The organism is Mesorhizobium sp. CNPSo 4671, from assembly GCF_057784245.1.
Map to the genome: position 1 here is coordinate 662986 of NZ_JBWLUW010000003.1, position 25292 is coordinate 688277.

The 25292-nt window shown below is 64.2% G+C and carries 25 protein-coding genes; 13 read left to right on the plus strand and 12 right to left on the minus strand.

The window, feature by feature from the left end:
• Nucleotides 1-3 precede the first annotated feature (3 nt).
• Nucleotides 4-1107, plus strand: a complete 1104-nt coding sequence (locus tag AC04SF_RS11375) for a FecCD family ABC transporter permease (protein WP_488477855.1) — start codon at nucleotides 4-6, stop codon at nucleotides 1105-1107.
• Nucleotides 1108-1115: 8 nt separating this feature from the next.
• The gene (locus AC04SF_RS11380; RefSeq protein WP_488477856.1) at nucleotides 1116-1907 is read left to right on the plus strand and encodes a heme ABC transporter ATP-binding protein; all 792 of its coding nucleotides are present in this window, start codon (nucleotides 1116-1118) and stop codon (nucleotides 1905-1907) included.
• Nucleotides 1908-1934: 27 nt separating this feature from the next.
• On the opposite strand, the gene rirA is transcribed toward AC04SF_RS11380, so the two are convergent.
• Nucleotides 1935-2396, minus strand: a complete 462-nt coding sequence (gene rirA / locus AC04SF_RS11385; RefSeq protein ID WP_096457419.1) for an iron-responsive transcriptional regulator RirA — start codon at nucleotides 2394-2396, stop codon at nucleotides 1935-1937.
• A gap of 286 nt (nucleotides 2397-2682) precedes the next feature.
• Here rirA and AC04SF_RS11390 point away from each other — a divergent pair, with 286 nt between their 5' ends.
• From AC04SF_RS11390 to AC04SF_RS11400, 3 genes are all read left to right on the plus strand, one after another.
• Complete coding sequence (locus AC04SF_RS11390) at nucleotides 2683-3978, plus strand: DUF445 domain-containing protein (RefSeq protein ID WP_488477857.1); 1296 nt, start codon at nucleotides 2683-2685, stop codon at nucleotides 3976-3978.
• Between the two features lie 103 nt (nucleotides 3979-4081).
• Nucleotides 4082-4510: a phasin family protein gene (locus AC04SF_RS11395; protein ID WP_284273416.1), complete on the plus strand. Its 429-nt coding sequence runs from the start codon at nucleotides 4082-4084 to the stop codon at nucleotides 4508-4510.
• A 258-nt stretch (nucleotides 4511-4768) separates the two neighbouring features.
• On the plus strand, nucleotides 4769-5266 hold the full coding sequence (locus AC04SF_RS11400) for a MaoC family dehydratase (protein WP_488477858.1): 498 nt from the start codon (nucleotides 4769-4771) through the stop codon (nucleotides 5264-5266).
• 41 nt (nucleotides 5267-5307) lie between these two features.
• Here AC04SF_RS11400 and AC04SF_RS11405 read toward each other — a convergent pair whose 3' ends face one another.
• Nucleotides 5308-6756 (minus strand): MFS transporter, encoded by a 1449-nt coding sequence (locus AC04SF_RS11405; RefSeq protein WP_488477859.1) that lies wholly within the window; start codon nucleotides 6754-6756, stop codon nucleotides 5308-5310.
• 129 nt (nucleotides 6757-6885) lie between these two features.
• On the opposite strand from AC04SF_RS11405, the gene AC04SF_RS11410 reads away from it, so the two are divergent.
• A complete protein-coding gene (locus AC04SF_RS11410) occupies nucleotides 6886-7776 on the plus strand; it encodes a LysR family transcriptional regulator (protein WP_488477860.1) in 891 nt (296 codons plus the stop codon).
• Between the two features lie 2 nt (nucleotides 7777-7778).
• Here the strand turns inward: AC04SF_RS11410 and AC04SF_RS11415 are convergent, their stop codons facing one another.
• Complete coding sequence (locus AC04SF_RS11415) at nucleotides 7779-9197, minus strand: aminotransferase-like domain-containing protein (RefSeq protein WP_488477861.1); 1419 nt, start codon at nucleotides 9195-9197, stop codon at nucleotides 7779-7781.
• Nucleotides 9198-9302: 105 nt separating this feature from the next.
• Between AC04SF_RS11415 and AC04SF_RS11420 the strand changes: the two genes are divergently transcribed.
• On the plus strand, nucleotides 9303-10166 hold the full coding sequence (locus AC04SF_RS11420; RefSeq protein WP_488477862.1) for a DMT family transporter: 864 nt from the start codon (nucleotides 9303-9305) through the stop codon (nucleotides 10164-10166).
• 21 nt (nucleotides 10167-10187) lie between these two features.
• Here the strand turns inward: AC04SF_RS11420 and AC04SF_RS11425 are convergent, their stop codons facing one another.
• Both AC04SF_RS11425 and AC04SF_RS11430 read right to left on the minus strand, forming a co-directional pair.
• Nucleotides 10188-11228, minus strand: a complete 1041-nt coding sequence (locus AC04SF_RS11425) for a zinc-dependent alcohol dehydrogenase family protein (RefSeq protein ID WP_488477863.1) — start codon at nucleotides 11226-11228, stop codon at nucleotides 10188-10190.
• 110 nt (nucleotides 11229-11338) lie between these two features.
• Nucleotides 11339-11800: a winged helix-turn-helix transcriptional regulator gene (locus AC04SF_RS11430; RefSeq protein WP_488477864.1), complete on the minus strand. Its 462-nt coding sequence runs from the start codon at nucleotides 11798-11800 to the stop codon at nucleotides 11339-11341.
• Between the two features lie 100 nt (nucleotides 11801-11900).
• Here AC04SF_RS11430 and AC04SF_RS11435 point away from each other — a divergent pair, with 100 nt between their 5' ends.
• Nucleotides 11901-13145: an MFS transporter gene (locus AC04SF_RS11435; RefSeq protein ID WP_488477865.1), complete on the plus strand. Its 1245-nt coding sequence runs from the start codon at nucleotides 11901-11903 to the stop codon at nucleotides 13143-13145.
• Nucleotides 13146-13148: 3 nt separating this feature from the next.
• Here the strand turns inward: AC04SF_RS11435 and maiA are convergent, their stop codons facing one another.
• Both maiA and AC04SF_RS11445 read right to left on the minus strand, forming a co-directional pair.
• Nucleotides 13149-13799: a maleylacetoacetate isomerase gene (gene maiA / locus AC04SF_RS11440; protein ID WP_488477866.1), complete on the minus strand. Its 651-nt coding sequence runs from the start codon at nucleotides 13797-13799 to the stop codon at nucleotides 13149-13151.
• A gap of 4 nt (nucleotides 13800-13803) precedes the next feature.
• Nucleotides 13804-14499 (minus strand): fumarylacetoacetate hydrolase family protein, encoded by a 696-nt coding sequence (locus AC04SF_RS11445; protein ID WP_488477867.1) that lies wholly within the window; start codon nucleotides 14497-14499, stop codon nucleotides 13804-13806.
• Nucleotides 14500-14730: 231 nt separating this feature from the next.
• On the opposite strand from AC04SF_RS11445, the gene AC04SF_RS11450 reads away from it, so the two are divergent.
• The gene (locus AC04SF_RS11450) at nucleotides 14731-15414 is read left to right on the plus strand and encodes a response regulator (protein ID WP_115142973.1); all 684 of its coding nucleotides are present in this window, start codon (nucleotides 14731-14733) and stop codon (nucleotides 15412-15414) included.
• A gap of 122 nt (nucleotides 15415-15536) precedes the next feature.
• On the opposite strand, the gene AC04SF_RS11455 is transcribed toward AC04SF_RS11450, so the two are convergent.
• Nucleotides 15537-16877, minus strand: coding sequence for a hybrid sensor histidine kinase/response regulator (locus AC04SF_RS11455; protein ID WP_488477868.1), 1341 nt, complete (start codon nucleotides 16875-16877; stop codon nucleotides 15537-15539).
• 19 nt (nucleotides 16878-16896) lie between these two features.
• Nucleotides 16897-18033, minus strand: coding sequence for an FIST signal transduction protein (locus tag AC04SF_RS11460; protein ID WP_096446853.1), 1137 nt, complete (start codon nucleotides 18031-18033; stop codon nucleotides 16897-16899).
• Nucleotides 18034-18344: 311 nt separating this feature from the next.
• Between AC04SF_RS11460 and AC04SF_RS11465 the strand changes: the two genes are divergently transcribed.
• The 4 genes from AC04SF_RS11465 to AC04SF_RS11480 all read left to right on the plus strand — a co-directional run bounded on the left by AC04SF_RS11465 (nucleotide 18345) and on the right by AC04SF_RS11480 (nucleotide 23413).
• A complete protein-coding gene (locus AC04SF_RS11465; RefSeq protein ID WP_488477869.1) occupies nucleotides 18345-18845 on the plus strand; it encodes a (2Fe-2S)-binding protein in 501 nt (166 codons plus the stop codon).
• A gap of 106 nt (nucleotides 18846-18951) precedes the next feature.
• On the plus strand, nucleotides 18952-21303 hold the full coding sequence (locus AC04SF_RS11470; RefSeq protein ID WP_488477870.1) for a xanthine dehydrogenase family protein molybdopterin-binding subunit: 2352 nt from the start codon (nucleotides 18952-18954) through the stop codon (nucleotides 21301-21303).
• A gap of 12 nt (nucleotides 21304-21315) precedes the next feature.
• The gene (locus AC04SF_RS11475; RefSeq protein WP_488477871.1) at nucleotides 21316-22113 is read left to right on the plus strand and encodes an FAD binding domain-containing protein; all 798 of its coding nucleotides are present in this window, start codon (nucleotides 21316-21318) and stop codon (nucleotides 22111-22113) included.
• A 277-nt stretch (nucleotides 22114-22390) separates the two neighbouring features.
• Nucleotides 22391-23413 carry an acyltransferase family protein gene (locus AC04SF_RS11480; protein WP_488477872.1) on the plus strand — a complete coding sequence of 341 codons (1023 nt, stop codon included), beginning with the start codon at nucleotides 22391-22393 and terminating at the stop codon, nucleotides 23411-23413.
• 1 nt (nucleotide 23414) lies between these two features.
• On the opposite strand, the gene AC04SF_RS11485 is transcribed toward AC04SF_RS11480, so the two are convergent.
• The 3 genes from AC04SF_RS11485 to AC04SF_RS11495 form a co-directional block, all read right to left on the minus strand.
• A complete protein-coding gene (locus AC04SF_RS11485; protein ID WP_488477873.1) occupies nucleotides 23415-23912 on the minus strand; it encodes an SRPBCC family protein in 498 nt (165 codons plus the stop codon).
• A 61-nt stretch (nucleotides 23913-23973) separates the two neighbouring features.
• Nucleotides 23974-24462: a GNAT family N-acetyltransferase gene (locus AC04SF_RS11490; protein ID WP_488477874.1), complete on the minus strand. Its 489-nt coding sequence runs from the start codon at nucleotides 24460-24462 to the stop codon at nucleotides 23974-23976.
• Nucleotides 24459-25217 carry a copper homeostasis protein CutC gene (locus AC04SF_RS11495; RefSeq protein WP_488477875.1) on the minus strand — a complete coding sequence of 253 codons (759 nt, stop codon included), beginning with the start codon at nucleotides 25215-25217 and terminating at the stop codon, nucleotides 24459-24461. The genes AC04SF_RS11490 and AC04SF_RS11495 overlap by 4 nt, the downstream gene beginning before the upstream one ends.
• Nucleotides 25218-25292: the final 75 nt, after the last annotated feature.

Consider the following 25292-nt stretch of genomic DNA (forward strand, 5'->3'; position numbering starts at 1 on the left):
ATCATGGTCGATCAATCGATCGCCGGCCCGGTGAAGGTGATGGCGAATGAATCCGAAGGCGACCGCTCGGGCCGCGCCCGCATCGTCATCCTGCTGTTGTGCCTCGGGCTCGCGGCCGCCGCGCTTTTGTCGCTGACATCAGGGGCATCGGATGCTTCGGCCGTCAACGTCCTCAGGGACTGGCTGCTTGGCGCTGTCCCGGGTGATGCGGCGCTGAGCGCGCGTGACAGCCTGATCGTCTACGACATCCGCTTGCCGCGCATCATCCTCGGCATGCTGGTCGGCGCAGCACTCGCAGTCTCGGGCGCCGTCATGCAGGGACTGTTCCGCAATCCGCTGGCCGATCCCGGCCTGATCGGCGTTTCCGCCGGCTCCAGCCTCGGCGCGGTCGCCGTCATCGTGCTCGGCGCCACGGTGCTGGCGCCGGTGACAGCCTTGTTCGGCACGCTCGCGCTGCCGCTGGCAGCCTTCTTCGGCGGTCTTGCCACGACGCTGGTGCTTTATCAGGTCGCCACGCGGCGCGGGCATACCTCGGTCGCCACCATGCTGCTGGCCGGCATCGCGCTGGCGGCGCTCGCCATGGCCTTGACCGGCATCCTCATCTTCATGGCGGACGATCGCCAGTTGCGCGACCTGACCTTCTGGCAGCTCGGATCGCTCGGTGGCGCGACCTGGCAGAAGATCGGTTCGGTCGGGCCGATCATCATACTGGCGCTGGCGACGATGCCGTTCCTGGCGCGCGGCCTCAATGCGCTGGCGCTGGGCGAGGCGACCGCCGGGCATCTCGGCATCCCGGTGCAGCGGCTGAAATACATCGCCATAATCGGCGTCTCGGCAGCGGTCGGTGCCTCCGTCGCCGTCAGTGGTGGCATCGGCTTCGTCGGCATCGTCGTGCCGCATCTGCTGCGCCTGCTGATCGGTCCGGACAACCGCTATCTCTTGCCGGCTTCGGCGTTGCTCGGCGCCTCGCTGCTGCTCTTGGCGGATGCGGTCGCCCGCACCATCGTGGCGCCGGCCGAATTGCCGATCGGCATCGTCACCGCGATCGCGGGCGCGCCGTTCTTCCTGTGGATCCTGCTGCGCAAGCGCGGCGTGGTCGATTTGTGAGGCTTTGAATGATCGAGGCAAGGGATGTTTCCGTTGATATCGCCGGCAAGCGCATCGTCGGCGGTGTCGATTTCGACGCACGGCCCGGCGAAGTCGCGGCCATCGTCGGCCCCAACGGCTCGGGCAAGACGACCTTCCTGAAGGCGCTGTCGGGTGAGCTCGCCTATACCGGGCAAGTCGCCCTCAACGGCGGCGACCTTGCGGCGATGAAACCGGTAGATATTGCCGTCCATCGCGCGGTGCTGCCGCAGGCGACGACGCTGTCCTTTCCGTTCACGGTCCGCGAAGTCGTCAATCTCGGCCTTGTCGGCGGCCGCTCGGGTGCCTTATCAGGCGAGGATGCGCGGCTGCCGGAACGGGCGCTGGCCCGCGTCGACCTCGATGGTTTTGCCGGACGTTTCTACCAGGAGCTTTCGGGCGGCGAGCAGCAACGCGTCCAGCTTGCGCGCGTGCTGTGCCAGGTCTGGGCGCCGGTGCTAGACGGCAAGCCGCGCTATCTCTTTCTCGATGAGCCGGTTTCCAGCCTCGACATCAAGCATCAGCTGATCATCATGAACATTGCCCGCGATTTCGCCAGAAGGGGCGGCGGCGTGATCGCCATCCTGCACGATCTCAACCTGACGGCCATGTATGCCGACCGTATCTTCGTCATGCATCGCGGCCGGCTGGCCGCGACCGGCTCTCCGCTGGATGTGCTCAGCGACGATTTGATCGAAAAAGTGTTCGATTGCCGGCTGAGGGTCGGCGTGCTCCCAGCCGGCAACATGCCGTTCGTGCTGCCGCAATCGTCGGTCGGTTGATGTTCAGGTGAGGCCGGCCTGCTCAGATCAGGCAGCCGGGGCGCGGCGCTCCAGCATGTCGATGCCGAGCAGGTTGCGCACATTCGGCCTTGCCGCCACCATATCGGCAACGGTGTAGCGGGAAAGCACGGCGAAGAAGGCGTTGAGAGCCTCGCGCAGCGCCGAATTCAACGCGCAGCTGTCGACCAGCGGGCATTCGGCGGCATCGTTCTCGAAGCATTCGGCCATGGCAAAGCTCTCTTCCGTCACGCGCACGACGTCGAAGAGGCTGATGGATTCCGCGGCGCGGCCAAGCCGGACGCCACCATTCCTGCCGCGCACAGTCTCCACCAAGCCATGCTCGACCAGCGGCTGCAGGATCTTGAACAGGAACAGTTCCGACACCGAATAGGCGGTCGCGATTTCGGGAATACGGCTCAACCGGTCATCGTTGGCGGCACAATACATCAGGATGCGCATGGCATAATTGGTCTGGCGTGTAAGCCGCATTTTGTCCTCACTAGGCGCCGGCGCGGTGAGCATGCCGGATTCCAGAATTTTGCCGGCGCGGCTCTGATCCCGGAGTTTCGGATTCGTCGCACTGGCCTCGACCCGAATATGGCCTATACCTTGGAACAATTCCAGACTAGCCGGGCACCATAGATGAATATTCTCGTCAACTTTATATGCGCAACCCGGCAAAACGAGGGGAAAACTGGCCGCTACGGGCATTTCGGCTGACGAATCCCTAGATAGGCCCGAGATCGACCAGAGATCGACGAGGAGCAATTCGTCCATGTCACAATCGGCTCCGTCCCTGGCGCCTGTCCGTTTCGATGCCGACGCGGCCGTCAAGCTCTCGGCATTGCGCCGCACCAAATTCATCGCCACCGCGGCGCTGGCGCTTTGCGTGCTGGTGTTCGCCTTGGCCAAGTCGTTCCAAAGGACCTATCCGTGGCTGGGGTTCGTCGCTGCCTTCGCCGAGGCGGCGACCATTGGCGGCCTGGCAGACTGGTACGCGGTGGTGGCGCTGTTCAGGCGGCCGCTCGGGCTGCCGATCCCGCACACCGCCATCATCCCGGAAAACCAGAGCCGCATCGCCGACAATCTCGGCCGCTTCATCGAGGCCAATTTCCTGGCGCCGGAGCCGGTGCGGGAAAAGCTTGCCGATGTCGATTTTGCAGCACTCGTCGCCGACTGGCTGACCGATGCCGAACGCGCCGCCGGCCTGTCGCGCTTCGTCGTGCGGCTGGTGCCGCAGACGCTGGCCGCGGTCGAGCAATCCGGACTGCGCGGCTTCGTCACCAGCCGTATGCTCGAGCAGATCGAAAAGGTGCCGCTGGCGCCGCTGGCGGCTGAACTCTTGTCGGCGCTTACTGATGACCGCCGCCACCAGAAATTGTTCGACGAGTTCATCAAGGTGGTCGGCCGCTTCCTAAACGACGAACAGGCGCTGGCGACGATGCGCGAGAAGATCCGCGAGGAATTGCCGTCGCTGTTCAACCTGTTCCGCGCCGACGCCTATCTCCTGAAGAAGATCGTCGCCTCGGCAGGCTCCTTGCTCGACGAGGTGCGGGCCGATCCCGACCACCCGATGCGGGCCGAGTTCGACCGTTTCGCGCAAGGCTTCGTCGAGCGGCTGCGGACGTCCAAGCAATATGCAAAGCGCGCCGAGAAGATGAAGCGTGATTTCCTCGCCCGACCCGAGGTCAGGGCGCTGGCCGGCGACATGTGGGAGAGCCTCAGCCTGTTCATCGCGCAGGACGCCAAGGCGCCGAATTCGGTGGTCCGCGCACATCTCGCCAACATGTTCGTCGAGGTCGGCCGGCATCTTGCCGGCGATGCGCGGATCCGGGCCGACATGAACCAAGGGTTCGTCGTGGCGCTCGCCTCCTTTGTCGAGAACCAGAAGAGCGGCGTATCGAAATTCATCGGCGATCAGGTCAAGCGCTGGGACCTGGCGCAACTGACGCGGCTGATCGAGATGAACATCGGCCGGGACCTGCAATATATCCGCTTCAACGGCATGATCATCGGTGGGCTGGCCGGTATCGTGCTCTACACGATCGAACTGCTGCTCCCGGTCAATTGATGCGTATCGGTCGCCGGGCCTGTCTTCGAAATGGACACGCGGCACCCGAGTGCTATGCTCCCCGTGAGGGCAGCCGCATCCGCGGCAAAGGGGAGAAGACATCATGGCAAAACAACCGGAATCCGATTCCTTCATGGACATGTTCGGCAGGTTCGGCCGCGACCTGAAGGTGCCCAATGTCGATGTCGAGGCGATCCTTGCCCATCATCGCAAGAACCTCGAGGCCCTGGAGAAATCGGCGCGAGCCGGCGCCGCCGGCGCGACCTCGCTGTTGTCGAGGCAACGCGAAATGCTGCAGGACACGCTGCGCGAAATTGCCGACATGGCGCAGAGCTACCGGGCGCCGGGCAACCCGCAGGAGCTGATGGCCAAACAGACGGAGTTCGCCAGGAAATCCTTCGAGGCCGCGCTCAAGAATGCCGGTGAAGTGGCTGAACTGGCTCGCAAATCCGGCACCGAATCGATCGAAATCCTGCGCGCGCGCATCAAGGATGCGATGGAGGAAATCCGCGCCGGCTACGGGCAGAAGTAGGTCCCCGTGGCCTGCCGTTACGTCTCCGGTTGGGCATGCCGGTTCGGCATTGCGTAACCTTACGCATAGTTGCATCCGCGCCACGCTATAAGCTCCCGGCTGCCCTGAAACGTCGTAAAATCCGAATTCGACCTGCCAATGCATGGTAAGGCATGGCAGATTCAGCCGGAATTCGGCGGAACGGATTCACGCAGGGCGAATTGACAGGAGCCGTCCGTTCGTGGTCCGGAGGCACGGCAAGCTATCGGGAAAGCAGGAATGACAGAAGTACGGCCTAAAACGCCGCCGACCTTCGAGCAGTTGAGAACGATGTCCGGGCAGGAGCTCGGTGTCTCGGAATGGACCACGGTCGACCAGGACCGTATCAACCAGTTCGCCGAATGCACCGGCGACCATCAATGGATTCATGTCGATCCCGAACGAGCGCGGCGGCAAAGCCCGTTCCGCACGACGATCGCGCATGGCTATCTGACACTGTCGATCATCGGCGCGCTGGCGCTCGGCATGGGTATCGTGCCGGAGAACACCCAGGCCGCCTTCAACTATGGCTTCGACAAGGTGCGTTTCCTGGCGCCGGTCAAGGTCGGTGCGCGCATCAGGCTGCGCACCGTCCTGCTTTCCATGGAGGATAAGGGGCCTGGTCAATACCTGATGAAGGCAGCCAATACGGTCGAGATCGAAGGCGAGGAAAAGCCGGCACTGACGGCGGAAACGCTGGTCATGCTGTATGAGCGCCGCAAACGGGCAGGGGTCTGAGCGGCTGCCCAAGCCCCGCGATTTCAGAAATTTCGCATCGATTATCCATGCTTGATCGCATTGCGGGATGACAGCAGCGCTAGCAGCAATGCAACCAACGCCAGGGCCGTTGCCGTCTCAAAGGTGACCTGCATGCCCCGGGCGGCTGAAGCGGAATTCAGGACGTCCTGTCCTGCTCCTTGCTGACCACCGGCCGACGCAACCGCGAAGATGGCGCCCATCAGCGACGCGCCAGTGATGAGGCCGAGATTGCGCGACAAATTGAGCAGGCCCGACATGACACCGCGTTCGCCCGCGCCGACGCCGGTCATGACGGCCGCATTGTTGGAGGTCTGGAACAGGGCATAGCCGAAGCAGGTGACGGTGATCGGAACGACATAGCTGGCAATGCCAAGCCCGGTCAGGGCAAGCGACAGAAGGAATGTGCCCGTGGCGAGGCTGGTGAGGCCGGCGACCATCATCCTGTTGGCTCCGAAGCGGTCGGAAAGCCGTCCGGCCAGCAGCGCCGACAGGGTCGACACAAGCGGCCCGGTCGAGAGCACCACGCCGACCATCGCGGCATCGAGCCCCAACCCTCGCGACAGATAGAACGGGGCAACCACCAGGGTTGCCATCATCACCGTGGCGACGATGAGGCTCATGGCCAGGCTGGCGCTGAGCCGTGGATCCTTGAAACTGGCGAGTTGGACCAGGGGGTTCTTCACCCGCTTCTGGGTGACGGCGAATAGACCGATGCCGAGGGCGGTCGCGGCCAGCAGGCCGATGTTGAGAGCGCCGAAATGGCCCCGGCCAAGCGTCATGGCCAGCGCGTAGGCGGCCAGCGTCATGGCCAGCAAGGCAGTGCCCATCGCGTCGAACTTGCCTTTAGCGGCCTGCGCGTTCTTGTTGCCGGCAGGCAAGGCGCGCCAGGCGAGGGCGAAGGTCAGCAGGCCCAATGGGAGATTGACCAGGAAAATCGCGCGCCAACCGAGGCCGGCGATCAGCAGGCCGCCGAGCGAGGGGCCGAGCGTGGTGCCGATCGCCGACATGGCGCCGAGCAGGCCCATGGCGCTGCCGGTACGCTCCTTGCTTACCGTCTCGGCGACAAAGGCCAGCGTCAGCGCCATCATCAGCGCGGCGCCAAGCCCCTGCACGGCGCGCGCGGCAATCAGCAGCCACAGCGTCGGCGCCAGGCCGCAGAGCACCGATGCCGATGTGAACAACGCGATGCCGCCAAGCAGCAATGGCCGGCGCCCGAACATGTCGGCCAGCCGCCCGGCGCTGACGATCAGCGTGGTGATGGCGAGGAGATAGGCCAGAACCACCCATTGCACGGCCTGGAGCGATGCTCCGAATGTCTGCATCAGCGAGGGCAACCCGACACTGGCGATGCTGGTTCCGAGCGACGACAGCAGCGCGGCGAGCGACAGGCTTGCCAGAGCCCAGCCGACCGTTTCTTTCTCTTGGGGGGCTGATATCAGCCCATCTCGACTTTGTGCGGCGACTGCCATAGCGATCTCCTTTCCATTCGCTCCGCAACCGGAACCATCGGAGATCTAGTCTTGTAGTTGATATGGCGGAAGGCGCAGCATTTGCATCATATTCGTGCGTCAAACGCCACATCATGTTATGATCTGCGGATGACGTCTCCTGACCTCAATCTGCTGTTCGCTCTCGACGTTCTGCTGGAGGAAGGCAGCGTGGCCCGCGCCGCGCGCCGTCTGCGGCTCAGCCCCTCGGCGATGAGCCGCACGCTGGCGCGGCTGCGCGAGGCAACGGGCGACCCTCTTTTGGTCCGTGCCGGGCGTGGCCTGGTGGCGACGCCGCGCGCGGACGAATTGCGCCGGCAGGTCGGTGCTGTCGTGCAGGACGCGGAGGCGCTGCTGCGCCCCGCCGAATTGCTTGATCCCGCAAGCCTGGACAAGGTGTTCACGCTGCGCACCAATGAGGGCTTCGTAGAGGAGTTCGGGCCGGGTCTGGTCGCCCGCATCGAGGCCGAGGCGCCGGGGGTGCGGCTGCGTTTCGCGCCCAAGTCCGACAAGGATGTGATGTCGCTGCGCGACCCGGCGATCGACCTGGAAATCGGAGTTGCCGGCGAAAACGGGCCCGAAGTGCGCATCCAGGCGCTGTTTCGCGACCGCTTCATTGGCGCTGTTCGATCAGGCCATCCGCTGAGCGAGGGCATTGTGACGCCCGGGCGCTACGCCGCGGGCCGGCACGTCAGTGTTTCGCGGCGCGGCCGCGAGAGAGGGCCGATCGACGAGGCACTGGGCACGCTTGGCCTGCAGCGGACGGTCGTGTGCATGGTTTCGGGTTTCTCGGCCGCGCTCGCCATGGCGCGCGCCTCGGAACTGATCGCCAGCGTGCCTGAGCGGCACACGGCCGGCGCGCGCGCCGGCCTGCACAGTTTTCCGCTGCCGGTCACGACGGTGGAAGTCACCATTTCAATGCTTTGGCATCCGCGCCTCGATGTCGACCCGGCGCAACGCTGGTTGCGCGACTGCGTGCGGGAGGTCTGTGCTAGCCGCTGAGATCAGCGCGCCATCGCCGCCTCGAGCACCTTGAAGATCCGCTTGTCTTCGCATTGGGCGACGTTGAAGCGCAGGAAACGGCTGGCCGTTCCGGACAGGCTGAACGCATTACCGGGCGCCAGCACGACATTGTCGGTAAGCGCCCGGCGTGCGACTCCGGCCGCGTCGATGCCGTCGGGTAATCTGCACCACAGGAACAGGCCGGCCGGCTGGTCGATCCAGGGCGTGATGCCGATCGCCTTCAGCCGGGTGCCGGTCTCCGCCATGGCGCGCGCGAGCTTCGCGCGCAGCAAGTCCATATGTTTGCGGTAGCTGCCGTCCTTCAGCAACGTCAGCACCAGTTCGGCCGCCAGCCGTCCGCCGCCAAAGGTGGTGGCGATCTTGAGGTCGGTCAGGCCCTCGATCCAGTCGCGGGGCGCGGCGATGAAACCGCAGCGCGCCGATGCCGACAGCGTCTTGGAGAAACTGCCGATGTGGACGACGCGGTTGAGGCCATCGAAGGCCGCGAGTCTCGGGGCAGTGGCGTGTTCGAAATCGGCGAAGATGTCGTCTTCGACGATGGTCAGGTCCGACTGGTCGGCGAGCTTGAGCAGCCGGTGCGCAGTGACCGGCGACAGGATGGCGCCGGTTGGATTGTGGATGGCGGAATTGGTGATGTAGAGGCGCGGCCGGTGTTCGGCGAGCGCCTGCGCGAATAACTCGATATCAGGCCCCGACGGCGTGTAGGGAACGCTGACCACCTTGGCGCGGTGCGCGCGCAGCAAAGCATGGAAATTGAAATAGCAGGGGTCGTCGACCAGCACCGTGTCGCCGGGCTCGATCAGGAACCGGCATAGGAGGTCGATGGCCTGCGTGCCCGATTCCGTCAGCACGATCTGTTCGGGCGAGACTTCGATGCCATGCCCAGCCATGCGCCGCGCCAGGAGTTGCCGCAGCGGCGGCAGGCCGAGCGGCGTGCCGTAATCGGCAAGCGCGACATCATCGGCGCGCGCCGCCGTGCGTAGCGCGCGACGCAGCCCGGCCTGCGGCATCCACGAGGCCGGCAGCCAGCCGCAGCCGGGTTTCAGCACCTCGTCGCCGGCATCCAGCGACTGGCGCGAGACCCAGAGCGGATCGACGGCACGGTCGAGCCGGGGACCGATCTCGGCCAGCGACAGCGGCGCCAGCGAGCCGGCGGCATAGAAGCCTGAACCCGGCCGGGAGCGGATCGTGCCTTCCGCTGCAAGCCGTTCATAGGCTTCGACCACGGTGGATTTAGACACCTGCATGGATTGGGCGAAGGCGCGGATGGAGGGCAGCCGGGCGCCCGGTGTCAGGCTGCGCGCCGCGATCCGCTGGCGAATGGTCGCCATGACGCTTTCGACCAGTGTGGGGGCGCCCGGGGTCCGCGCGTCGTCCTTTTCCAAAGCGAAGTCCGTCATCCGTACTGCTCATCTGGCCATTACAGTTTCGATGAATTGTACCCCATTGTCTCTGGCTGCACCATGGCATCTGCCCGATAGAGGGCGAAAGACATGGAGCCTGGAATGGACAAGACCGCGAGCGGCTGGTTGAACGGATTTATCGGCGTGTTGATCTTCTCAGGCTCGCTGCCGGCGACGCGCGTTGCCGTGATGGACTTCGACCCGACATTCGTGACATCGGCCCGCGCCGCGATTGCCGGGCTGCTTGGCCTGGCAGTGCTGCTCTTGTTCCGGCAGAAGCGCCCGGAGCGGGGCGATCTCATGTCACTGGTGATCGTCGCACTTGGCGTGGTGGTCGGCTTTCCCTTGCTGACCGCGCTGGCGCTGAAGCACGTCACCTCCGCCCACTCGATCATCTTCGTCGGCCTGCTGCCGTTGGCAACCGCGATCTTCGGCGTGCTGCGCGGCGGCGAGCGTCCCCGGCCGGCGTTCTGGCTGTTTTCCTGCATAGGCAGCACGCTGGTCGCGGGCTTCGCGCTGATGCAAGGCGTGACCGCCTCGCCAGTGGGCGATGGCCTGATGCTGGCCGCCATCGTCGTCTGCGGCCTGGGCTATGCCGAGGGGGCCGCGCTGTCGCGCAGGCTCGGCGGCTGGCAAGTGATCTGCTGGGCGCTGACGCTGTCGCTGCCGATCATGCTGGTGCTGACTTTCGCGACCCTGCCGCCATCCTTTGCCGCCGTCGGCTCCCACGCCTGGATCGGGCTCGCCTATGTCTCGCTGTTCAGCATGCTGATCGGTTTTGTGTTCTGGTACCGCGGCCTGGCGCAAGGCGGCATTGCCGCGGTCGGCCAGCTGCAATTGCTACAGCCCTTCTTCGGCCTGGCGCTGGCGGCGACACTGCTGCACGAACAGGTCAGCCCGCTGATGGTGGTGGTCACGCTTGGCGTGGTGGCCTGCGTGTTTGGCGCGAAGAAGTTTGCGCGGTAGTTCTGGAAGCGACGCCCGCGCCTAGAACTTCGTCACCACGCCAATACCTATGCCCTCGAAGCCGCCCATCGCCATCAACGCCGCGGGGGCCTCGTCGAGGCTGATCTTCTTGCCGACCAGCAGTTCGGGCTTGAGCTTGCCATGGCGGATCATCTCCATCATCGCCTGGTAGCGGTAGGCCTGCATGCCGTGGCTGCCGAGGATTTCGAGCTCGAAGGCGATGACCTTGTCCATCGGCACTTGCGGGCGGGCATGCTCGCCCAGCATCAGGCCGACCTGCACATGGCGGCCGCGCCGGCGCAGATTGGCGATCGAGTTGAACGAGGTGGTCGGATGGCCGAGCGCGTCCATCGACATATGCGCGCCGCCATTGGTGATCTGCTTGACCGCCTTGACCACATTCGGCGTTGTCGACGCATTGATGGTGGCGACGGCGCCGATTTTTTTGGCGAACTCCAGCTTCTCGTCGGTGAGGTCGATGGCGATCACATTGGCGCCCATCGAACTGGCGATCATGATTGCCGACAGGCCGACGCCGCCGCAGCCATGCACCGCCACCCATTCGCCGGGCTTGACGCGCCCCTGGTCGACGATGGCGCGAAACGAGGTGACGAAACGGCAGCCGAGGCTGGCGGCAGTGGCGTATTCCATCTCCTCGGGCAGGCGCACCAAATTGGTGTCGGCATGCTCGATGCCGACATATTCGGCGAACGAGCCCCAGCCGGTAAAGCCGGGCTGCGTCTGGTGCTCGCAGACCTGGTGGTTGCCCGACGTGCATTCGAAGCAGCGGCCGCAGCCGACGGCGAATGGCACCGTCACGCGGTCGCCAGCCTTCCAGCGGCTCACCTGTTTGCCGGCGGCGACGACGACGCCTGCCAGTTCATGTCCCGGGACGTGCGGCAAGGTGATGCCGTCATCATGGCCCATCCAGCCATGCCAGTCGCTGCGGCACAGCCCGGTCGCTTCGACCTTGATGACGACGCCATCGGCAGCCGGCTTCGGATCGGGAACGGTCTGGATCGTCGGCGCTTCGCCGAATTTCTCGAAGACGACGGCTTTCATCGGTCACTCCACCCTGCGTACTGTCTGGGGAAACGATAGCCGATTCCCCGGCCGGTCAAGCGGAAATCGATTCCGCCAGCCTGGCCGGTCCGCCGAACCGGCCAGGGCGCTCAGCTGTTTTCCTGGTTGCGGAAATCGGCGAGCCTTGTGTCGCCGGGAACGAGCAGCCGTCCATCCTCGGCATGCACTTCCAGGCGCCTGATCGGCCGGCCGGTCTCGATGTCGACCATGAAAGTGTAGGGCTCGCCCGGTCCGGAGAAATAGGTTTCGCCCCATTGCCGCAAGGCTACCAGGACGTAGAACAGGCCGCGTCCCTTTTGCGTCAGCACATATTCATGGTGTGCGCTGCCGTCGGGGGCGGGCACCGTTTCCAGTATGCCGTGTGCAACGAGATTGCGCAGCCGCGCCGACAGGATGTTCTTGGCGACGCCGAGGCTCTTCTGGAACTCGCCGAAGCGGCGCAAGCCATCGAAGGCATCGCGCACGATGAGCAGCGACCACCAGTCGCCGATCGCGTCCAGCGGCCGTGCGATCAGGCAATCCGCTTCGTGGTGGCTCGTTCGTTTCACCATGGCAATCGTTGGCCCAGCGTTGTCATTTTGGTTGCAAGATAAAACTGTTCTGTCTATCCAGCAAGTGGTTTCAATTTGAAACCTATTTGCGGAGGGCGACATGAATGTGCTGGTGGTGAACAACGCAGCGTCAGGCGCGGAGCGGTCCGATGGGCCGCCGCAGGTCGCGCCGGCATCACCACCGGGACTGTCGAGAATGACCGCGCTGGTCTTCGCCATTGCCTGTGGCTTGAGCGTCGCCAATGTCTATTTCGCCCATCCGCTGCTCGACGCCATGGCGCATGATTTCGCCATCGCGCCGGCCTCGGTCGGCATCGTGGTGACGGTCACGCAGATCGGCTATGCGCTCGGCCTGTTCTTCATCGTGCCGCTTGGCGACCTGTTCGACCGGCGCAAGCTGATCGCCGGGCAGGCCATCCTTTCCGCGGTGGCGTTGATCGCGGTCGGCATCGCGCCAAATGCGGCGATGCTGCTGGCGAGCCTCGCGGTCGTCGGGTTGCTTGCCGTGGTGGTGCAGGTGCTGGTGGCCTACGCCGCCGACCTCGCTCTGCCGTCTGAGCGGGGGCGGGCGGTCGGCACCGTCACCAGCGGCGTCATAACCGGCATCCTGCTGGCCCGCTTCGTCGCCGGTGTCGTCGCCGACTTTGCCGGCTGGCGCTGGGTCTATCTTGTCTCGGCGGCGCTGACGCTGGTCATGGCGGTGGTTCTCTACCTGATCCTGCCGCGCCACGAGGCGGAGCGGCCACGCACATCCTATCCGCGCCTGCTCGGTTCGGTGGTGCTGTTGTTCGTGCAGGAGCCGCTGCTGCGCGTGCGTGCGGTGCTCGCCATGCTGATCTTCGCCACCTTCAACGTGCTGTGGGCGCCGCTGGTGCTGCCGCTGAGTGCCGCGCCATTTTCACTTTCGCACACCAAGATCGGGCTGTTTGGTCTTGCCGGCGTGGCTGGGGCACTGGGCGCGCGCTGGACAGGCAGCATCGTCGATCGCGGGCGTGGGCAACTGGTCACTGGGCTCAGCCTGGTGCTGATGGCGGCAGCCTGGCTGCCGATCGCCTTCATGGGCATGTCACTATGGCTGCTTGTCGCCGGCACCGTCATGCTGGACCTGGCGATCCAGGCCGTCCATGTCACCAACCAGAGCCTGATTTTTTCGCGCCGCCCGGATGCGCGCAGCCGGCTGGTCGGCGGCTACATGATTTTCTATTCGCTCGGCAGCGCGCTCGGCTCGATCGCCTCGACCATGGCCTATGGCGCCATGGGTTGGAGCGGCGTCTGTATGCTGGGCGCCGGCATCGGCCTGCTGGCGTTGCTGGTCTGGGCGCTGACGCTGCGCGTGGGCCGGTAGGCCTTACTCCGCGTCGATCTGGTTCTGCGGCGCGGCTTTCTGGAAGGCCGGCAGCGCCATGCAGGCGGCGTTGATGCGGGTGATCGTCGGGTAGGGCGTCAGGTCGACGCCGAAGCGGGCATTGCTGGTGATCTGTGCCGCCAGGCAGATGTCGGCGAGCCCAGGCATCTCGCCGTGGCAGAATGTTCCGGTCTGCGGCGACGAAGCCAGGATCTTTTCAAGCGGCTGAAAGCCTTCGTTCACCCAGTGGCGGAACCAGTTGGTGATGTCCTGGTCGCCGGCGCCGAACAGGGTGCGCAGCGAGGTCAGCACGCGCAGATTGTTCACCGGGTGGATGTCGCAGGCGATCATCTGCGCCAGCATTCTCACGCGTGCCCGGCCAAGCGGGTCCTGCGGCAGCAGCGGCGGTTCGGGATGGATCTCGTCGAGATATTCGATGATCGCCAGCGACTGCGTCAAAAGCGTACCGTCGTCGAGCACCAATGCCGGCACCAGCCCCTGCGGATTGACCGCTAGATAGGCCGGTTCCAGATGCTCGCCATGGCGCAGATGATGCGGGACGTAATCATAGCTCAGCCCCTTCATCTCCAGCGCGATCCGCGCCCGATAGGAGGTGGAGGAGCGATAGTAGTTGTGCAGGATGAGTTCGCTCATGCGCTCACTTCGGCTGGCCAATGGTCACTTCGATCGTGCCGATGCCGTCGACACCGCCGGTCATCGTCTCACCCGGCTTGACCGCGCCGACACCGGCCGGCGTGCCGGTGAAGATCAGGTCGCCGGCCTGCAATTCTACGCCCTCGCTGCAGATCGAGACAATGTCGGCGATTGGCCAGATCAGTTCGGTGAGATCGGCGTCCTGCCGGACCCTGCCGTTGACGGCGAGCCAGATGCGCCCTTTCGTCGGGTGGCCGGTCGTTTGTGCGGGCACCAGCGGGCCGCAAGGGGCGGAACGATCGAACGCCTTCGACCAGTCCCAGGGCCGCGCCGCCTTCTTGGCCTCGTCCTGGAGATCGCGGCGGGTGAGGTCGATGCCGACGCCATAACCCCAGACATGCTCCAGCGCCCGCTCGCGCGCAATGCGGAAGCCCGGCTTGCCGATCGCCGCCACCAGTTCGATTTCGTGGTGCAGATTGGCCGTCAGCGGTGGATAGGGGATGTCGGTGCCGGAATCGACCACCGCGTCGGCCGGCTTGGTGAAGAAGAAGGGCGGATCGCGCTCATCATTACCGAACTCGCGCGCGTGCGCCGCATAGTTGCGGCCGACGCAGAAAATGCGCCGCACGGCAAAACGCTCGGCCGACCCGTCGATGGCGACGGAAGGCGTTGGCGGCACGGGGAGGATGAAGGCGGTCATGGTGGTCTCTGTGTTGGATATCGGGTTGCCGGCGGCACCTTCGACCGATTTTGGGGACCGGGCAAGGCGTCGCTTTTCTTAAAGCACGGGCTTTGCCGGGGCTGTATAAGGAATTCAGGGGTTCCATCACTTTTGCAGCAGTGCATCCTATCAATTGGCGATAGACTATTTGCCAATAATCCGGCCATGGTCACAGGACTATGGTGTGGCGGGTAAACCGGAACGAGCCACATGACAGCATCCAACGATCGCGCCCGGTTCCTGATCATCGACGACCATCCGCTGTTTCGCGAGGCGCTGCACAGCGCGGTGCAGATGGCCTATCCGGAGGTCGACACGGTCGAGGCGCGCTCGATCGCCGAGGCGCTCGATCTCCTGGCCGACGCCAAGCCTTTCGACCTTGCGCTGCTCGATCTCTCGATGCCCGACGTGCACGGCTTCGACGGCCTGCTGCAGCTCAGGACCCGCTATCCGCGCCTGCCGGTGGTGATCGTGTCGGGCTATGAGGAGCCCAGGATCATTTCCGAGGCCTTGTCCTATGGCGCCGCCGGCTTCATCCCGAAATCGGCGCGCAAGAGCGATCTGGCCGCCGCCATCCGCTCGGTGATGGACGGCGCGATCTATGTGCCGGAAACCTATGAGGGCCAGCCGGCCGACGCCGACAGCATCGACCGCGCCGACATGGTCCAGCGCCTGTCCAAGCTGACGCCGCAGCAATTGCGCGTGCTGCAAATGCTGCGCCAGGGCCTGCTCAACAAGCAGATCGCCTACGAGTTGCAGGTCGGCGAGACCACGGTGAAGGCACACGTCTCGGAGATATTGCGCAAGCTCAATGTGTACAGCCGCACGCAAGCGGTGATCGAGGTTTCGAAGCTGGATAATGCCGAGCTTTTCAGGGATCAGGCGGGGTTTTGATTTTTACCCTCCCCCTTGTGGGGAGGGTCGATCCGCGAAGCGGAGCGGGGTGGGGGAGCTTGGCGCCGCACCCCACCCCGGCGCTGCGCGCCGACCCTCCCCATCAAGGGGAGGGTAAGCCCCTAAGCCAGCAAATGCGCCAGCAGCGCGCGCAGTTGCGCCGGCTTCAGTGGTTTGCGCATCAGTTCGATGCCGCCGGCGCGGGCTGCCTTGGCGACGGCCTCGGAACTGTCGGCGGTGACGATCAGCGCCGGCACGGCGCGGCCGAGATAGTCGCGGACTTCCGATATGGTCGCGGTGCCGAGATCGCCGCCGTCGAGATGCTGGTCGGCAATGACGATGTCGGGGACCCAGTCGGTGTCGCCGAGCAGGTCCAGCGCGTCGTCGGTCGAGGTCGCGGACCGCACCAGGCATTGCCAGCGCTCGAGCAGGAAGGTCATTGCCTCCAGCACCTCAATGTCGTTCTCGACCAGCAGCACCTTGGTGCCGAACAGGCCATAGCCCCGCGACCGTTCCAGGCTGGTGGCGCTGGCGATGGCGTCGGCGGGCGCGCCGATGCCGACGGGCACATCGATATGGAAGATCGTGCCGCGCCCGACCTTCGATGAGAAGGACACGGGGTGGCCGAGCGCGCCGGCCATGCGCCGCACGATGGCGAGCCCGAGCCCAAGACCGCCGCCGTCCGACTCCGCATTGGACGACGGAGTGCCGCGGTGAAATTCCTCGAACACCGCCTCGCGCTGGTCCTCGGGAATGCCGCAGCCGGTATCGGCGACATCGATGCGGATGGTGTCGCCGCGGTGCCTGGTGCCGACAAGCACGCCACCCGAGCGTGTATAGCCCAGCGCGTTGGACAGGATGTTCTGCAGAATGCGGCGCAGCAGCGTGCGATCGGAGCGGACCACGGCATTGACCGGCCGGAATTTCAGCGACAACCCCTTGATTTCCGCGACCGGCTGGAAATCCGAGCGCAGCGACGAAAACAGCGCCTCCAGGCTGACGTCGCTGATATCGGGCTGCACCACGCCGGCGTCGAGCTTGGAAATGTCGAGCAGCGTGCGCAGCAGGTCCTCCATCGTTTCCAGCGAGCGCTCGACCTGGCGCACCAGCTTCCTGCCTTCGTCGCTGGTCTGCACCTCGGCGAGCGCCGAAACGGAGAGGTGGGCCGCGTTCAGCGGCTGCAGCACGTCATGGCTGGCGGCCGCCAGAAACCTTGTCTTGGAGAGGTTCGCCAGCTCGGCATTTTCCTTGGCGGCGATGAGATCGATGTTCGACTGCTCCAGCCGCCGCAGCGTTGAGTGCAACTCGTCGGTGCGCGTGCGCACGCGGTTTTCCAGCGAGATCGCGGTCTGGAACAGCGAGAAGGCATTGCCTTGCTGGTCCATCGACCGCTCGACGCGGCTGACAAGGGCGGCGTTGATCTTCTTCAGCTTTTCGAGGTCGTTTATGTCCTTGAGCGGCATTTTGTTGTTCCGCGGCCCCCTATTCCGCCGCTTGCCGTTCGCCAAAGGCAATGCCGGTGAAGGTCTGGTTCAAATGCATCGACCGGTACTGTTCGCCATAAGTGCCGAAGCCGACGACATTGTTGACCCGGTATAGTTCCGAAATGTCACGAAAGACCTGCCGGTTGCGCGCATCGAGCCGGCGCAGCACGCAGTCGAAGCCGAGGATCAGGTCGATGCCGCCGAGGCGCTCCTCGACCTCGCGCAGGGCGGCGCGTGTCGATTCCACCATGTCCTTTGGCTGGGCGATCGACAGCACGACGCCATCGTCGATGGCGCAGAAGAACGACAGCGAGCCGTCGGCATGCATTCTCTGGATCGAGCGGCAGTAATATTCGCCGCCCACCTTCACCACCACCGGGTGCGAGGCGAAGCTCAACGGCGTCAGGGTCTGCGGAACGATGCCGACGGAGGCGGCATATTCCTCCGCCGCATTGGTGGCGTTGAACTCGCGCACGATGCGGTGATCGGCATCGGACGCCGTTACCACCAGCTTTTCGTCGGTCGGAACGAAATTGTCGGTCTTGAAGACGTGGAACGGAATTTCCGTGGCGATCAGCACGATGATGGCGCTGTCCGAGGTGACCCTGCCGTTCGAGATCAGGCGCGTCGTCTCGAATTTCAGATCGTCGCCGGCCGAGCCGCCGAGCAATGGTATGTCGTCAAGACCCCAGTGGATGGCCGAGCTGACCGCTTCCTCAGCATAGGATAGCCCGTCAATGAAGCAGAGCGCGAAGGTGTTCGTGGCCTGCTCGCCGCCCACCCGGACGCGCAGCCTGCGTCGCAAGGCCTCGACCTCGCCGGTGATCCTGTCCATGCCCGACGAGGACAAATTGTCGACCATGGCGCTGACCGCGGTAAAGGCGGCCGAGGGGAGCAGCATCGCCAGCATATGGCCTTCCTCGAGCCCCTGCGGCGTAATCTCGCCGGCGGTGGAGCAGCCGGCATGGTGCAGCCCCGGCGCGTAGGCTGAGAGTGCCCGCGACAGGGCGCCGGCCTCGACAAGGCTCTGGGAAAAGAACACGAGGGCAAAGCCGGCATTGATTGCGGCGGCCTCGCTGGCCACCGCGCGTGCGAAAACATCCGGGTCGGGCTCGTCCGTGGTAAGCGCCGACAAGCCGCAGGCGTAGCGCGTCCGTGAACTGGTCAGCGGCGTTCTCCCGCGTTTCCTCCGACGCTGTTTTTGTGCGCTGTTTTTGCAAGGCTTCTGGCGCGCGGGCGTCGAAGGATATTGTTGCTTTCAATCGGCGTTTTGGCAATGGGGCGAGGGGACTGCACCTTTGGCCCTGTCATGACCGAAAGTACAATGATCCGTCTTTTCCGTCGCGCTGTTTTTTGCAAGTTGTGCGGTGTACGAATAACGCATGGCCGAAGTGCCAGCGGCGCGTCGGCAGCGTGATGACCAAGGTTGATACCCAGGGAGGATTCATGTCGGACGTTTCGTTGATGGTGAATGGGAGGCGGGTCAGCGGGACCGCCGAGGATCGAACGCTGCTGGTTCACTTCCTGCGCGAGAATCTCGGCTTGACCGGCACGCATGTCGGTTGCGACACCTCGCAATGCGGGGCCTGCGTCGTCCATATCGACGGCAAGGCGGTCAAGTCCTGCTCGATGCTCGCTGTCCAGGCCTCAGGGTCGACAGTCGTGACCATCGAGGGTCTCGCCAACGGCGCCGACCTGCATCCCGTGCAGGCAGCCTTCAAGGAACATCACGGCCTGCAATGCGGCTTCTGCACGCCAGGCATGATCATGACGGCAACCGACATGATCGCCCGCCATCCCGAAGGCCTCGACGAGGCGACGGTGCGGGCCGAGCTGGAAGGCAATATCTGCCGCTGCACCGGTTACCACAACATCGTCAAGGCGATCCTCGCGGCATCGAAGACGATGGCGAAGGTGTCGAAGGGCAAAGCGAAACAGGCGGCGTGAGAAAACCAGTGAGCAGTGAGTAGTCAGTAGTCGGTCTCAACCGTCGACGATCCTCACTATTCACCTACTCACTACTTCCTACTCACTATTTCGGGAGGAATTTCTGATGGGCATTGAAGGTGTTGGCGCTCGGGTCGCGCGCAAGGAAGACAAGAGGTTCATCACCGGCGCGGGCCGCTATGTCGACGACATGGTGGTGCCTGGCATGAAGCATGCGGCCTTTGTGCGCAGCCCGCACGCGCATGCGCAGATCAAGAAGATCGACGTCAAGAAGGCTCAAGCCATGCCCGGCGTCATTGGCGTGCTGACCGGCAAGGAGCTCAAGGCGGACGGCATCGGCAACCTCATCTGCGGCTGGATGATCCATTCCAAGGACGGTTCGCCGATGAAGATGGGCGCATGGTCGCCGCTGGCCTTCGACAAGGTGCGTTATGTCGGTGACGCCGTCGTCATCGTCGTGGCCGAAACCAAGGGCCAGGCGCGCGACGCGGCCGAGGCGGTCGAGATCACCTATAAGGAATTGAAGGCTGTCGTCGACGCGACCAAGGCGCTCGAAAAGGGCGCACCGCAGATCCATCCCGAGGCCGAGAACAATCTCATCTTCGACTGGGAGATCGGCGATGCCAAGACGACCGACGCGGCGATCAAGGCGGCGGCGCATGTCACCCGCATGAAGATCGTCAACAACCGGCTGGTGCCGAACGCCATGGAGCCGCGCGCGGCGCTCGGCCATTACGACAAGGCCGAGGACCACTACACCTGCTGGACGACATCGCAGAACCCGCATGTCGCGCGGCTGGTGATGAGCGCCTTCTACAATGTCGCTCCGGAAAACAAATTGCGCGTGATCGCGCCCGATGTCGGCGGCGGCTTCGGCTCCAAGATCTACATCTACCCGGAAGAGATCGTCTGCCTGTGGGCCTCCAAGAAAACCGGCGTGCCGGTCAAATGGGTCGCCGACCGCACCGAAAGTTTTCTCTCCGACGCGCATGGCCGCGATCATGTCTCGACGGTGGAAATGGCCTTCGACAAGGACAACAGGATCACCGGGCTGAAGGTCGACACGATCGCCAATCTCGGCGCCTACATGTCGCTGTTCTCGTCCTGCGTGCCGACCTATCTCTATGCGACGCTTTTGTCGGGCCAGTATGACATTGCGGCCATCCACGCAAATGTGCGCACCGTCTACACCAACACGGCCCCTATCGATGCCTATCGCGGGGCAGGTCGGCCGGAAGCCACCTATCTCCTGGAACGCACGATGGAAGCGGCGGCGCGCGAGCTCGGTGTCTCGCCAGCCGAATTGCGGCGCAAGAACTTCATCACCTCCTTCCCGCACCAGACGCCGGTGATCATGAATTATGACGCCGGCGACTACGGCGCCTCGCTCGACGCGGCGATGAACGCTTCGGACTATGCCGGCTTTGCCAAGCGCAAGGCGGCGGCGGCCAAGAAGGGATTGCTGCGCGGCATCGGCATGAGCTGTTACATCGAGGCCTGCGGCATTGCGCCGTCGGCGGCGGTCGGCTCGCTCGGCGCCGGCGTCGGCCTCTGGGAATCGGCCGAGGTGCGGGTCAATGCCGTCGGCACGATCGAGGTGCTGACCGGCTCGCACAGCCATGGCCAGGGTCACGAGACGACCTTCGCGCAACTGGTCAACCAGCGGTTCGGCGTGCCGATCGATTCGGTTTCGATCGTCCATGGCGACACCGACAAGGTGCAGATGGGCATGGGCACTTATGGTTCGCGCTCGGGCGCGGTCGGCATGTCGGCGATATCAAAGGCGCTCGACAAGGTCGAGGCCAAGGCCAAGAAGATCGCCGCCCACCTGCTCGAGGCCGACGAGGGCGACATCGTCATCGAGAACGGCGCGCTGAAGGTCGCCGGTACCGACAAGAACGTGCCGTGGTTCCAGGTGGCGCTTGCCGCCTATACCGCCCACAATCTGCCGGCAGGGATGGAACCCGGGCTGAAGGAAACGGCCTTCTACGATCCGTCGAACTTCACCTTCCCGGCGGGCTGCTACATCTGCGAGGTCGAGATCGATCCGGAGACCGGCACGACCGAGATCGTCCAGTTCGTGGCGGCCGACGATTTCGGCAACATCATCAATCCGATGATCGTCGAGGGCCAGGTGCATGGCGGCATCGCGCAAGGGATCGGCCAGGCGCTGCTGGAGGGCGCCCATTACGACGCCGGCGGGCAGCTTTTGACGGCGAGCTACATGGATTACACCATGCCGCGGGCGGACGACCTGCCGTCGTTCAAGGTCTCGACCTCGAACACGCCATGTCCGGGCAATCCGTTGGGGATCAAGGGCTGCGGCGAGGCCGGCGCCATCGGTTCGCCGCCGGCCGTCATCAACGCCATCACCGACGCCATCGGCATCGCCGACATCGCCATGCCGGCTTCGCCGGCCACCGTTTGGGCCGCGATCCGCACCGCGACGAAGCACTGAGGAGGAACAACCATGTACTCGGTCAACTATCACCGTGCCTCCTCGGTCGCTGACGCCGCCAAACTCGTGAAGAGCGGCGACGCCAAGCTGCTCTCCGGCGGCATGACGCTCATCCCCGCCATGAAGACGAGGCTTGCGGCCCCTTCCGATCTCGTCGATCTGTCGCGCATCAAGGAAATGCAGGGCATCAAGGTGTCGGGAAAGACGGTCACCATCGGCGCCGCCACCACCCATTTCGACGTCTCCAACGATGAGAAGCTGCGGAAGGCCTGCCCGGCGCTTGCCCATCTGGCGTCGCTGATCGGTGATCCGGCGGTGCGCCACAAGGGCACGATCGGCGGCTCGATCGCCAACAACGATCCGGCGGCGGACTATCCCGCGGCACTTTTGGCACTGGGCGCCACCATCGTCACCAACAAGCGCGAAATATCAGCTGACAAATTCTTCAAAGGGCTGTTCGAAACGGCATTGAAGGATGGCGAGATCATCACGGCGGTCAGCTTCACGGCTCCGGCAAAGGCTGGGTACGAAAAATTCCGCAATCCGGCCTCGCGCTACGCGATCGTCGGCGTGTTCGTGGCCAAGGGCAAGGACGGCGTCAGCGTTGCTGTCACCGGCGCCGGTGACGATGGTGTCTTCCGTTCGAAGGAGATCGAGGCGGCGCTTGCCAAGAGTTTCGACGCTGCCTCGCTCAATGGCGTGAAAGTGCCGGCGAAGAATCTGATGACCGACATCCACGCTTCCGCCGACTACCGCGCCAACCTGATCGCGGTAATGGCCAAGCGCGCCGTGGCGGCAGCCAATGCCTGACGCGCGTTGGCGGTTGTGGACAAGGAAAGGGGCCGTCTCGGCCCCTTTTTCGTCCATGGCCGCCTATAGCGGCCCAGTTCCCTATAGAATCAGCGTAGCGCGTGATCCCTTTGCTTGAAGCAATTCCGGTCCGTGCTCGCCGGGAAACTGCGTCGGCGGCAATCTCGCACTTGCACAAACTTATATTGCACTGCAGTATGGGTTGGGGCGGGAATGCGAGCTGGGTTCGGACTGCGTACCGCCGTGCCCCTTCGCATGCCAATGCGAAGGGATCGGCATGTCCGAAATTTCCGCGACCCAGATGGTTCCGTCACGATCCGTCGTCGACAGATCGGCCCGGACAAGACTGGCCTATCTCGATGGTTGGCGCGGCCTGTCGATCGCCCTGGTGCTGATCGGCCATTTTTTCCCGGTTCCCGGAATCAATCTCGGCGTGCTCGGCGTTGAATTCTTCTTTGTGCTCAGCGGCCGGCTGATGGCCGAAATCCTGTTCATCGAACGCTACCCGCTGAAGAAGTTTTTCAAACGCCGCTTCTCGCGCATCTATCCGGCGCTTCTGGTGTTCGTCGTCATTGCCATGGTCGCGCTCTCCGGCACGTTCATCGCCTTCAAATGGAAGGCGGCACTGACGGCACTGACATTCACCTACAACTATGCCGGAATTCTCGTCACCCGCGCCGGGGCGCTGGACCATATCTGGTCGCTCTGCGTCGAGGAGCATGCCTACATCATCCTGGCGTTGATCAGCGCGCTCGTCTCCAGCCGTAACCGCGTCATTCCGCTGCTGCTGGTGCTGGCCTTGCTTGCCATGGCCAATGGCGCGATTTCGTACTGGGTGTTCAAGCTGGACTACGAGGCCACTTACTGGCGCACCGACGTGCACATCGCCTCGATCCTGCTGTCGGCCTCGATCTGCCTGCTCAAGGCCGAAGGCCGGCTGCCGGCGGTGTTGAAGGGGCCCTATGTCGCCCTGGCAGCGGCGGCTGGCGCGGTTCTGCTGTTCATCGACCCGGTGCCGACGCCGATCCACTATCTCCTGGCGGTGCCGCTGCTGGCGCTCGCCGTCAATGCGCTCGATTTCAGCACGCCGATTTTTTCCAGTTTGCTGTCGTCCTGGCCAATGGCGACGTTGGGTCTGTGGTCATACTCGCTCTATCTGTGGCAGCAGCCTTTCTACAAATTCGTCTACGAGCAAGGCAGCAACCCATGGCCGATGCTGGCCGCGGTGTTTGCCTGCGCGCTCTGCAGCTACTACCTCATTGAGCGGCCGGCGCGTGAATGGTTGAACCGCAACTGGTGATTCATGCCTCATCGCGCCGAGACACTGTTGTTGCGAGCCTGAGATAACGACGTAGGCCGGCTTCGCCGCGCGGCGTTGTCCAGCGATGGTTCCAGGCGAAGGCCGGCCGCAGCAGCGGTGCGAGGAATTTGAGGATCGGCCGCTCGACCGTGACCTGCCATGTCAGTTGGACGCGGGTGCCGGTGCCCGACGGCGACAGTTCGGCCCGCCACAGCCCGTCGAAGTCGCCAAAGGTTTTCACCACGACCAGCCGGCCAGGCTCGAGTTCGGCGGCCTCGATGATGAAGTTCAGTTCATAGGGCAGGGCGCCGCGCGCCCGTGCCCTTGCCCGTGAGCCGACCGATCGCTTGCCCTTGCCGTTGATCGGCACCACTTCCTTGTAGACATCACCCCACCACAGCGGCAGCAATTCGGCATCGGAGAGCACATCCCACACTTGTCGAGGCGTGCCCTCGGGAATGTCCCAGCTTTCGTCGAAACGGAAGACGTTGCTTGGCATCGCGGTTCCTCCATTTGGTGGAACGCTTATATTAGAGGTGTCTTCTTTATGTGACCAGCAATCAACCGACGATCTGCTTGACGTAATAACGCACCGCTTTCTTGCCGCCGTGGATCACCGCGTCGCCGACCTCAGTGAAGCCCAGTGCGGCGTGGAAGGCATCCGAGGCGGGGTTGGGCGGATCGGCGTTGACCTCGCAGGTGACCAGCGTGTGGCCGGCGCGTTCGGCATGCTCGAACAGGTCCTGATAGAGCCGGCGCGCATGGCCACGACCCCTTGCGTGAGCCGCCACGACAACGCGGTCGACATAGATAAAGCGTTCGTAGCGTTCGCAAAACCAGAGGAAATTCGGGCTGTCGTAGTTGGCCTCCTGGTCGAAGGTCATGATGAAGGCTTCGAGATCGCCGATGCGGCGCGCGTAGAATGCTTCGCCAAGCAAGAAAGACAGCCGGTCGGCTTCGAGCCAGGACAGTTCCGCTGCATGCTCGTTGTTGAGCGCCAGTATGTCCGCTTCGTCGCTCTGCACTATGCGGTCTATCGGAGAGGTCATGCCTTGGCTGCCGTGATCGTTGCCGCCACCAGCGGTGTGTCGGTCAAAGTGTTGCGGTACTCGCGGTCGAGATCGGAACCGCCCATGCCCACCTTGGGATTGCGGTAGCGCATGGCGCTCGGCACGTCCTTCAGCGCCGCGAAATGCATTTCGGCCAGCCCGGTCTTTTGGCGCACCTGAGCGATGTTGGCGAGATCGAGCCCGCCGCAACCGAGGATGATGATGCGGTCGCCAGCCTGCTTTACCAGATCCGCCAGTAACGGCAGGCCTTCGACCGCGGTGTCGCGCTGGCCGCTGGTCAGCACGCGGCCGACCTTGCAGCGGATCAGCACTTCCAGCGCCTCGGCCGGATCGCGCGTCATGTCGAAGGCGCGGTGGCAGGTGACATTCAGGGATCCGGCGGCCTGCGTCAGTTCCCCCATGCGCTTTTCGTCGATGGTGCCGTCGGCGTTCAGGCAGCCGAACACCACGCCGGGCACGCCGATATCGCGCAGCGCCGCGACGTCGGCGAGCATCGAGCGGTATTCGGTCTCGCTGTAGAGAAAATCACCGCCGCGCGGCCGCACCATGACGTGAAACGGCACGGTCGCCTGGTCCAGCGCTGCGCGCACCGTGCCGAGGCTCGGCGTGATGCCGCCTTCGACAAGGCTGGCGCAGAGCTCGACCCGGTCGGCGCCGGCCGCCTGCGCGGCGAGCAGGCCATCGATGCCTTCGACACAGATTTCGATCAGCGGCGGGCGGGTTTGTGTGGTCAAGGGTTCATCCAGTCCATGATATTACTCAAAGCCCTAGCACCGGGGCGGCTGGCGCGAAAGCGTGAACGGAGCACC